Annotated in this window: 8 protein-coding genes; 5 read left to right on the forward strand and 3 right to left on the reverse strand. The window is 59.8% G+C overall.

Annotation, left to right across the window (positions count from 1 at the left end):
- Positions 1-109: 109 nt before the first annotated feature.
- Together PQU96_RS11930 and putA are read right to left on the reverse strand one after the other, a co-directional pair.
- A complete protein-coding gene (locus PQU96_RS11930; protein ID WP_272772591.1) occupies positions 110-1336 on the reverse strand; it encodes a branched-chain amino acid ABC transporter substrate-binding protein in 1227 nt (408 codons plus the stop codon).
- Positions 1337-1450: 114 nt separating this feature from the next.
- Complete coding sequence (gene putA / locus PQU96_RS11935; RefSeq protein WP_272772592.1) at positions 1451-5065, reverse strand: trifunctional transcriptional regulator/proline dehydrogenase/L-glutamate gamma-semialdehyde dehydrogenase; 3615 nt, start codon at positions 5063-5065, stop codon at positions 1451-1453.
- A 353-nt stretch (positions 5066-5418) separates the two neighbouring features.
- Between putA and PQU96_RS11940 the strand changes: the two genes are divergently transcribed.
- Both PQU96_RS11940 and PQU96_RS11945 read left to right on the forward strand, forming a co-directional pair.
- Positions 5419-5766, forward strand: coding sequence for a DMT family protein (locus PQU96_RS11940; RefSeq protein WP_272772594.1), 348 nt, complete (start codon positions 5419-5421; stop codon positions 5764-5766).
- Between the two features lie 78 nt (positions 5767-5844).
- The gene (locus PQU96_RS11945) at positions 5845-6435 is read left to right on the forward strand and encodes an IMPACT family protein (protein ID WP_272772595.1); all 591 of its coding nucleotides are present in this window, start codon (positions 5845-5847) and stop codon (positions 6433-6435) included.
- A gap of 96 nt (positions 6436-6531) precedes the next feature.
- Here PQU96_RS11945 and PQU96_RS11950 read toward each other — a convergent pair whose 3' ends face one another.
- Positions 6532-6819 (reverse strand): hypothetical protein, encoded by a 288-nt coding sequence (locus PQU96_RS11950; protein WP_272772596.1) that lies wholly within the window; start codon positions 6817-6819, stop codon positions 6532-6534.
- 216 nt (positions 6820-7035) lie between these two features.
- Here PQU96_RS11950 and PQU96_RS11955 point away from each other — a divergent pair, with 216 nt between their 5' ends.
- The 3 genes from PQU96_RS11955 (at position 7036) to PQU96_RS11965 (ending at position 9924) form a co-directional block, all read left to right on the forward strand.
- The gene (locus tag PQU96_RS11955) at positions 7036-7485 is read left to right on the forward strand and encodes an LEA/WHy family protein (RefSeq protein WP_272772597.1); all 450 of its coding nucleotides are present in this window, start codon (positions 7036-7038) and stop codon (positions 7483-7485) included.
- A 190-nt stretch (positions 7486-7675) separates the two neighbouring features.
- On the forward strand, positions 7676-8977 hold the full coding sequence (locus PQU96_RS11960) for a tyrosine-type recombinase/integrase (RefSeq protein WP_272772598.1): 1302 nt from the start codon (positions 7676-7678) through the stop codon (positions 8975-8977).
- A gap of 173 nt (positions 8978-9150) precedes the next feature.
- Entirely contained in the window at positions 9151-9924 is a 774-nt protein-coding gene (locus tag PQU96_RS11965; RefSeq protein WP_272772599.1) for a GNAT family N-acetyltransferase, read from the forward strand.
- The last annotated feature ends 250 nt before the right edge of the window (positions 9925-10174 follow it).

Below are 10174 nucleotides of genomic sequence, written 5' to 3' on the forward strand. Positions count from 1 at the left end.
CGCATCATCATTCGCTACAACACCGGCCGCTGCCACGCACACCATGACGCAACGCATAAAAAAGCCGGCACAGAATACTGTGCCGGCTTTCCTGACTGCGTGCTAGCGCTTACTGGGCAGCGGATGCGGCCGGAGCAGCGGCGGCAGCACCACCACCCACGGTTTCCATCACTTTCCACTCACCGCCTTCAACCTTGTACACGGTGATACCGCCGTCTTTCAGGTCGCCGTTCTGGTCGTAGGACCAGGACGCGGAGGTCACGCCGGAGTAGTTGATCGCGGCCAGTTTCGGCAGGTAGTCGGCCGGCTTGGTCGAATTCGCCTCTTTCATTGCGGCGATGATCACGCGGGTCGCGTCGTAGCCGTATGGCGAGTAGGTTGCCACGTCAGCATTGAAGCGCGCCTTGTAACGGGTGGCGTAGTCGCTACCTTTAGGCATTTTTTCCAGCGGCAGGCCGGCCAGCGAGGCGATGGTGCCTTCGGCTTCCTTGCCAGCCAGTTTCAGGAAGGTTGGAGTCTTGGTCATTTCGCCGGACACCAGCGGAGCCTTCAGACCCAGACGCTTCATCTGCTTGGCCATCGGAGCGGACTGGGCATCGGCACCACCGAAGAACACCACGTCAGGAGCCACACCCTTGATCGAGGTGATGATGGCAGCAAAGTCGGTCGCCTTGTCGTTGGTGAATTCGCGCTTCACGACTTCGCCACCGGCAGCCTTCACGGCCTTCTCGAACTCGTCAGCCAGACCCTGGCCGTAAGCGGTACGGTCGTCAACGATGACGATCTTCTTGGCGGCCAGCTTCTCGACCACGAACTTGCCCATTACCGAACCCTGCTGGGTGTCGGAAGTCATGGAGCGGAAAGTGGTCTTGTAACCTTGCTGGGTGTACGCCGGAGCGGTCGCCATGGCCACTTGCGGCAGGCCCGCGTCGGAGTAGATCTTCGAAGCCGGGATCGAAGTACCGGAGTTGAAGTGACCAACAATGCCGCTTACCTGGTTGTCGACGAACTTCTGCGCCAGCTGGGTCGCAGTTTTCGGGTCGGCCTGGTCGTCTTCCGCCACCAGTTCGAAGGTCACCGGCTTGCCGCCGATGGTTGGCTTCTCGGCGTTGGCATCTTCGATCGCCAGGGTCACGCCGTTTTTGTACTCTTCACCGTAGTGCGACTGTGGGCCGGTCAGCGGGGCGGCAAAGCCGAGCTTCACGACTTCACCAGTAGCAGCACCGGCTTGGGCGCCAGAAGCATCGGCCGGGGCTTCTTGTTTATTGCCGCAAGCAGCCAAAGTCAGTGCAGCAGCAACAGCGAGGGAAAGACGGGTCATTTTGGTCAGTTGCATGTTTCTCTTCTCTAGTTATGTCAGGGAAAGACATCGGAACGATTGTGCCGCTCCAAGGCAAAATGCCAAGGTTGGCCGCATTATTTCAATGCAGCCAACCTCAGGCAAGTCTGATTAGTCACCAATGCTCATCAGGCTGGCATTACCGCCCGCAGCTGTGGTGTTTACGCTCACTGCGCGCTCCACAACCAGACGATGCAGGTTGTAGCCGTCCTCATCCGCGATCAGCAGCGGGATCAGCGCACCGTCGCGCTGCGCCAGGATCTGGCGCAGACGGTCGGCGGCATCGCCCTCGTACAGCACGGCAGTCACGTCGGCACTGGCGACATCGCCACCCTTGGCCACGAAGAAACCGGCCAGCGCAGCCGGCAGGGCTGCCGTGAGGGTGCCATCCAGCAGCACCGCACTGTTGCCGGTGGCAAATGCTGCTACCAGCTGCTGCAGCAGGCCTTCCAGCGTCTGTGCGAGGCAACCGACGCGACCACGGGCGGCAAAGTGCAGACTGTTGCGCTCGCCGGTCGGGCCGGGCAGCGTCACCATGCTTGCCAGCGGTGTATGGCGGCGCGCATAGGCGATCGCTTCGCGCAGACGGGCCTGGGCGGCGGCATCCGGCAACACCTGCCCCAGTACGCCCTGCAGGCGGTCCAGCTCGGACAGCGCCGGTACCACCGGGTTGGCCGCCAGTTCCGGATTCCAGCTGGCGCCGCTGAGACGATAGACGTAGAACGGGCCACCAGCCTTCGGACCGGTACCGGACTTGCCTTCGCCACCGAACGGCTGCACGCCGACCACGGCGCCAACGATATTGCGGTTGACGTAGACGTTGCCGACCTTGATGCGGGCGACGATGTTGTCGATGGATTCGTCGATGCGGCTATGGATGCCGTGAGTCAGACCGTAGCCGGTGGCATTGATTTCATCCACCACGCGGTCGATATCCTGCGCCGAGAAGCGGATCACGTGCAGCACCGGGCCGAACACCTCGCGTTGCAGCAGGCTGACGCTGTCGATCTCGAACAGGGTCGGTGCCACGAAGGTGCCGTCGGCACACTCCGGCGTCAGTCGTGCCTGGTAGCAGTCGCGGGCCTTGGTTTTCATGCTGTCGATGTGACGCAGCAGGCCCTGCTGCGCCTCGGCGTCGATCACCGGACCGATATCGGTTTCCAGCAGCGCCGGGTTGCCGACACGCAGCTCGTCCATCGCGCCCTTGATCATGGTGATGACCTTGTCGGCGATGTCCTGCTGCAAGTACAGCACGCGCAGCGCCGAGCAGCGCTGGCCGGCAGAGTCAAAGGCGGACGACATCACGTCGGCCACCACCTGCTCAGGCAGCGCCGAGCTGTCGACGATCATCGCGTTCTGGCCGCCGGTTTCGGCTACCAGCGGCACTTCGCCGCTGCGCTTGGCCAGGGTACGGTTGATCAGCTGCGCCACCTCGGTGGAGCCGGTAAAGATCACGCCCTTGACGCGCTCGTCGCGGGTCAGCGCGGCGCCGACCACTTCGCCACGGCCCGGCAGGAACTGCAGCGCACCGGCCGGCACGCCGGCCTGATGCAGCAGCTGCACGGCAAAGCCGGCGATCAGCGCGGTCTGCTCGGCCGGCTTGGCCAGCACCACGTTGCCTGCGGCCAGCGAGGCCACCACTTCACCGATGAAGATCGCCAGCGGGAAGTTCCACGGGCTGATGCACACCACCGGGCCCAGGGCCGGATGGGTCTGGTTATTGAATTCGCGACGCACCTGTGCCGCGTAGTAACGGCAGAAATCGACCGCCTCGCGCACTTCGGCGATGGCGTTGGCAAAGGTCTTGCCGGCCTCGCGCACGGCCAGCCCCATCAGGGTGGCCATGTGCTGTTCCATCAGGTCCGCCATGCGCTCAAGGCAGGCGGCACGCTCGGCCGGCGCGGTGGCGGCCCATTGCGGGGCTGCCAGCACGGCCTGCTGCAAGGCCAGCTCGACATCGGCGGCGCCGGCTTCCTGGATGGTGCCAACCACGTCCTGCAGGTTGGCCGGGTTCAGCACGTTCTGCGCCACGCCTTCGCTCAGCGGGCCTGCGGCCAACATCGGCTTCAGGTGCAGGCTCTGCGCGGCACTGGCGTTCAGTGCGTCGTTCAGTTGCTGCAGTACATGCTCGTTGGACAGGTCCATACCCAGCGAGTTGAGACGCTCCGCGCCGTACAGAACACGCGGCAACGCGATCTTGCGATGCGGCTCGCCGCCCTGACGCAGCGCCTCGGCGACCGGATCTTCCACCAGCTCGTCGATGGAGACATTTTCGTCGACGATACGGTTCACGAACGAGGAGTTGGCACCGTTCTCCAGCAGGCGGCGCACCAGGTAGGCGAGCAGGGTCTCGTGCGAGCCGACCGGCGCGTAGATGCGGCACGGCTTGTCGAGGTTGTCGGCACCGACCACCTGGTCGTACAGGCTCTCGCCCATGCCGTGCAGGCACTGGAATTCGTAGTCCTTGCCGGCGGCAAGGTGGTACACCGCGGACAGGGTATAGGCGTTGTGCGAGGCGAACTGCGGATAGATCGCATCCTGTGCCGCCAGCAGGCGCTTGGCGCAGGCGAGGTAGGACACGTCGGTGTAGACCTTGCGGGTGTATACCGGATAGCCATCGAGGCCGTCGACCTGTGCGCGCTTGATCTCGGCATCCCAATAGGCACCCTTCACCAGGCGCACCATGAAGCGGTGCTTGCTGCGGCGGGCGAGATCGATCAGGTAGTCGATCACGTACGGGCAGCGCTTCTGGTAGGCCTGCACCACGATGCCGATGCCCTCGAAGCCGTCCAGATCCGGATCGTTAGCCAGCGCTTCGATCAGGTCGAGCGAGATTTCCAGACGATCGGCCTCTTCGGCGTCGATGTTGAGACCGATGTCGTACTGCTTGGCCAGCAGGAACAGCTGTTTCAGGCGCGGCAGCAGCTCCGCCATCATGCGGTCGTGCTTCATGCGCGCGTAGCGCGGGTGGATCGCCGACAGCTTCACCGAGATGCCTGGGCCCTGGTAAATGCCGCGGCCGTTGGATTCCTTGCCGATGGCGTGGATGGCGACTTCGTAGTCGCGCAGGTAACGCTGCGCGTCGGCCTCGGTCATCGCCGCCTCACCCAGCATGTCGTAGCTGAAGCGGTAGCCGCGGGCTTCGCGCTCGCGGCCGTTGACCAGTGCCTCGTTGATGGTCTCGCCGGTCACGAACTGCTTGCCCAGCATGCGCATCGCCAGATCGACGCCCTTGCGGATCAGCGGCTCGCCACCCTTGGCGATCAGGCGGGTCAGGGCCGAGGACAGGCCGTATGCGCTGTGCGACGACACCAGCTTGCCGGTGACCAGCAGGCCCCAGGCAGCGGCGTTGACGAACAGCGAGGAGCTGTTGCCCAGGTGGGACTTCCAGTCACCGCCGGAAATCTTGTCGCGGATCAGGCGGTCGGCGGTCGCGCGGTCCGGGATGCGCAGCAGCGCTTCGGCCAGGCACATCAGCGCCACGCCTTCCTGGCTGGAGAGGGAGAACTCGTGCATCAGCGCGTCAACACCGCTGGACTTGGTGCGCTCGCTGCGCACTTTCGAAACCAGCTTGGCGGCCAGGGTCTTGACCGATGTCACCTGTTCGGAAGACATCTGTGCCTCGGCGGCCAGTGTCTTGACACAAGACTGCTCGTCACGGCGATAGGCTGCCGTAATGGCGTCACGGAGTGCGGTTTGCTTGCGCGCGAATGCCTGAAACTGCATGAGAACTCACCTCTATCAATTTTATTTGCCAACCTGACTATTGTATACAATATATATTTAACCTGTTGGACAATATAAAATATAACGCAACAACAGTGACGACTGCGCCCTAAACGCAACAAAAATATAGACCACCGTTCCGCGACCGCAACAGCAACGTAACCCCCCCCACCGCCCTTGCGTCCGCAGGTGCTACTGACAGCCTCTTCGCCACCCGTCAAGTCCACGATGGGCCGCTCCTGCCGCGCCTCAACTTCACCACCTCCACCTGCACCAGCTCATCAGGCCGGCCTCGTCCGCCGCCGGCAAAACTGCGACAATTGCGGCTCCTGCATTTACGCCACGAAACCGCCATGGCCCTGTCGCCCTACCTGCTGTCACCGCTACTGCTGATCCTGTCCAATATCTTCATGACTTTTGCCTGGTACGCGCACCTGCGCGACATGGCCGCCAAACCGTGGTATCTGGCAGCGTTCCTTAGCTGGAGCATCGCACTGTGCGAATACCTGCTGCAGGTACCGGCAAACCGCATCGGCTTCAGCGTGATGAGCGTGGCGCAACTGAAAATCATCCAGGAGGTGATCTCGCTGTCGGTGTTCGTGCCGTTTGCCATCTTCTATATGAACCAGCCGTTCAAGTGGGACTTTGTCTGGGCCGGCTTGTGCATGGTCGGCGCGGTCTATTTCATGTTCCGCGGCTGACACGCATCCGCCGCCTGCGGCCAACCCTGCCACACCAAGGTTGGCCGCAAGCACCCACCCCTCATCTGCCGAGCCCGAATGTCCTTCACCCTGCAACACGCGGTCCATAGCGAGATCGAGATCAAGAAAAGCCGCTTCCTCGGCCGTGTCGAACCGATGGCGGACCGCGAAGCCGCACTGGCACGCATCGCGGCACTGAAAGCGGCACACCCGGCGGCGGCACACGTGTGCTGGGCACTGATGGCTGGCGGCCACTCTGCCGCCAACGACGATGGTGAGCCGTCCGGCACCGCCGGCCGGCCGATGCTGGAGGTGCTGCGCCACCAGCAACTTGAGGGTGTGCTGGCCAGCGTGGTGCGCTACTACGGCGGCGTGAAGCTCGGCGCCGGCGGCCTGGTGCGCGCCTACACCGACAGCATCGCAGGTGCATTGACCCAGGCGGTACGGTTGCCGCAAATCCGCCAGCGCCAGCTGCAGTGCCTCGCGCCCTACCCGCTGGAAGGCAAACTGCGCCGTCTGCTGCAGACAGCAGACGCGCAACTGCTGGCGGTGGAGCACGGCGCGGCTGTGCTGCTCAGCTTCAGCATTGCCGAAGCGCAGTGCGCGACGCTGGTCGCCAGCCTCAACGAGGCCTGTCACGGCCAGCTGCAATGGCCGGATGGCGACTGAAAAGAAAACGGCCCGCAGCAGCGGGCCAAATTAAGACAGGATTGCAGGGACTATCAGCTGTACAGGATGCAGCGAGGCAAGCTTAGCCCGCCAAGGTTAATGTTCCGTGACAGCACTTGCGGCCACATTGCGCGCGACGGCACGCTGACCGCGGGCGTAGATCATTTCCAACAGCTTGCTGCGCGAGGCGATGTGATGATCCAGGTGCCACTCGCGGATCAATTGCAACGCGGTATCGAAGTACGGCTCGTCCAGATCATGCAGTGGCTGCAACTGGAACGGCTTGCCGGTCTGCAGACTGTACGCCAGCTCCAGCAGGATTTCGACCTGGGCCGCGTCCTGCCCGGACTGCAGGTAATGCCGGATTTTCTTTGCTGCGTTCATCTTGCTCCTCGTCACCGCCATGACTGCCCACCCGTGCCAATCGCACAGGCACAATATGAACCGTCATTTATTCCGAACAAATAGCACATCAATATGAAACAAAGTGCCAGCACTTGCAACCGCGGCGCACACATCTGTCGACAAAACAGCTACGCACAGCCACGGATGGCCAAGTAAACTGAAGTATTGCCCAGCAGTCCGCCAATGGAGGCGCCAATGCTGAAATATCTGCTCCCGCTGCTACTGGCAACCCTGCTCAGCGGCTGCGCCGGCCTGTCGCGGCCGAAGCCGGAAGTGCAACTGGCCGACATCCAGCCCACCGACAAGGCCACCCTGTTCGAGCAGGAATTCGAGGTCACGCTACGCATCAGCAATCCGGACCGGCAGCCGCTGAGCGCACAGGGACTGCGCTTCAGTGTCAGTCTGGATGGCGACGACTTTGCCCGCGGCGCCAGCAGCCAGCCGTTCAGCATTCCGGCGCTGGGCAACGATACCATCAAGGTGCTGCTGCACACCTCGCTCTCCGGCTGGCTGAAACAGCTGGGCAAACTGGCGGGCGGCAAGACGGCGCTTGCCTATCAGATTGACGGCACCGTGTTCGGCGCCGGCGCGCTCGGCGACATCCCGTTTCGCAGCAAGGGCGACTGGCAGCTGCCGGGGCCGTAATGCAAACGCAAAAAAGCCAGCTGCAGGCAGCTGGCTTTTTCAATACTGGCGGAGAGGGGGGACACTCCGCAAAACGACTATAAGCGATTGATTCACTTACATAACAACATCTTACATGCTTAACATGTGGTAACTTGATGTGGTAAGTTCATATGGTAACAACCATTCTCCGCCATATCGAAATACTGCTATGTCTAAGAATATCGAGCGCAGAGGGAACACTTGGTTCGCTACCCTCCACGTCCCCGAAGATGTGCGGCACATCATTGGCAAGTCCAAGTTCTTCAAGACACTCAAAACCACAGACAAACGGATCGCCGAGACTCGCGCCGCGCCCATAATTGCCTCTTGGAAAGCTCAGATTCAGGCAGCCAGAGGGGTCAGCGACCCATTCCTTGAGGAAGCCCTACGTCTCCGACGCGTCATCGAAACTGCGCCAGTAGGTGCTGATCCCGGCCAGTATTCCAAGCATGACCTTGAGCTTGAAGCTGCTCAACAAATCGCGAATCAGATCACCAAGGAAGAAGCGGAGAGGAAGTTGTTCCTCGACATCGCAATCGGGAATCAAACCCTCTTATCCAATTTCTACGATGAATGGGCTACTCACCTGACCCAAGCCCCGAAAACAATCGACCAGATGAAGAAAGATGTGAAGCTGATGGTCGATCACTTCAAGACAATAGAACGGATTGACAAGGCAGCTGTCCTCGAATGGGTACGGGAATTGATGGCTGGATCACCGGAGCGAAAGCCCTATACCTACTCTTCACTCGAACGCATTTTCACGTTTAGCCGGAGCTTCTGGGGGTACCTTCAAGACATCGGTAAGGCCGACCTTGAGAGACAACCCTTCACGCTGCCGAACTTTGCTAAACGTGGCACTGCAAAAAGCAATGGCACCAGCAAAGGTAGAGATGGATGGATCCCCTTTGAACCAGCGGAGGTTGTTGCCCTGCTGAATGCGGCGATTGAGAAAAGAGATCATCAGTTGGCTGATCTGATCAGGCTCGGTATGTATACAGGGGGAAGAATCGAAGAACTCTGCTCCCTGAAGGCTGATGATTGCAGCGAGGCCGTTCTGAAAGTCACTGACAGCAAGACAGAAGCGGGTCTCAGAGAGGTGCCAGTTCATTCCATGCTGGTCGATGTCGTCAAGCGGCTGAAAGAGGCCAGTACGGACGGATACCTGATCAGTGGGCTGTCGTTCAACAAGTACAACGACAGATCGAATGCCATCGGGAAACGATTCGGGCGGCTCAAGAAATCACTGGGCTTTCCAGATAAGAAGGTATTCCATTCGATCCGCAAGACTTTGGTCACATTGCTTGAGAATGAAGGTATCAGCGAAAACCTTGCCGCCGACATCGTTGGGCATGAGAAGCCGAGAATTACCTATGGGCTGTATTCGGGTGGTGCAACACTGGCTGTGAAGAAGGAGGCTCTTGAACGAGTCAGGTATCCCTTTCAATTTTCTCCCAAATACCCGGACTGAAATTACTGCAAAAATCTGAGAGGGGAGTCCTTGAGTCTTGATCTAGAGACTTCCCCCCGTACCCCACCCTTCGTAGCCGCTGTCAGGTGACGTCTGTAATACAGAAGCGTGGTGGACTGAACCCGTAGTTCATACAATCTCTTCTTCATGCCATTCGCAAAGGAGGTTCATGGATGTCTCAATCGAGCAAAGTCTCATCACTTCTGAAACCGAAGCATTTCGATGGTCTGGACACCAGTCTGACAGATCAAGGGTTGCGTTTCAGTACGCGCATCGGCCCGACTGAAAGACAGGATGAGATTTTCGAGATTGCTGATGGAGATTATGAGGTTGAGAACAAGCTGGAAGAGATACAGCATCTTCGGCCATACACAAAGGTAACAGCGAATCCGAGGAGGCTCTCCGCCCGATCGTTACTGAAGGCCTTTCGTGACGCCCAGGAGCGACTGTTTCCAGACGAATCGATCTCCCTAACACACGGGCTGCCAGACAAGTACGAGCTTCGATGGGATCGGCAGCGTAAGTCGGCCAGCGATGACGTGGAAGGGCAATCCATTGTTTTGGTTGCAATGCATGGTGATGATCTTGTCGGATTTGCGGGGTTAGGAATCAGGTTACTTCACGATGCCGAGAGAAAACAGATCGACATCTACCACTCCCTTAACTTGGTCTACGTTCACCCGGCCCACCGTGGTCAAGGCTTTGGAATAGACCTTTCCATCGCTTGCGGATATCTCTGTCGAGATGTGTTCTCTGCGACCTACCGAGCAGCCCCTGCTGGCTACACGATTGTTCCCGTCATAAAAGCCGATCTTGAATCTAAGGGAGGCGAGCGTTTTACTCAGCAAGTTTCTGATGCTCTGGACTTCCAAGCGGACATGCTCCGCATGGACGGCAAACGGAAATCCATCACTGTTGAATCGACATGCCTAGACGCGGGTTACTGATGTACTGAAAAACCGACGTTTTACGGTACAAAACTCGGTACGGTTTGTGTGTACCGAAAAATACGGTATTGAATGCGGGTCAATGTACCGATATGATTTACCTGTCAATCAGCGTCGAATTTTGACCAGCAGGGGGTGCGGACAAAAACTTGGACTACTGGGAGGTAGTTCATGTACTCGTACGAAGATCGCATCCGCGCAGTTCTGCTTTACATACAGCTCGGCAAGCGCACTGGGGTGACCATTCGCC

This window comes from Vogesella margarita (assembly GCF_028548475.1).
Classification (GTDB): Bacteria; Pseudomonadota; Gammaproteobacteria; order Burkholderiales; family Chromobacteriaceae; genus Vogesella; species Vogesella margarita.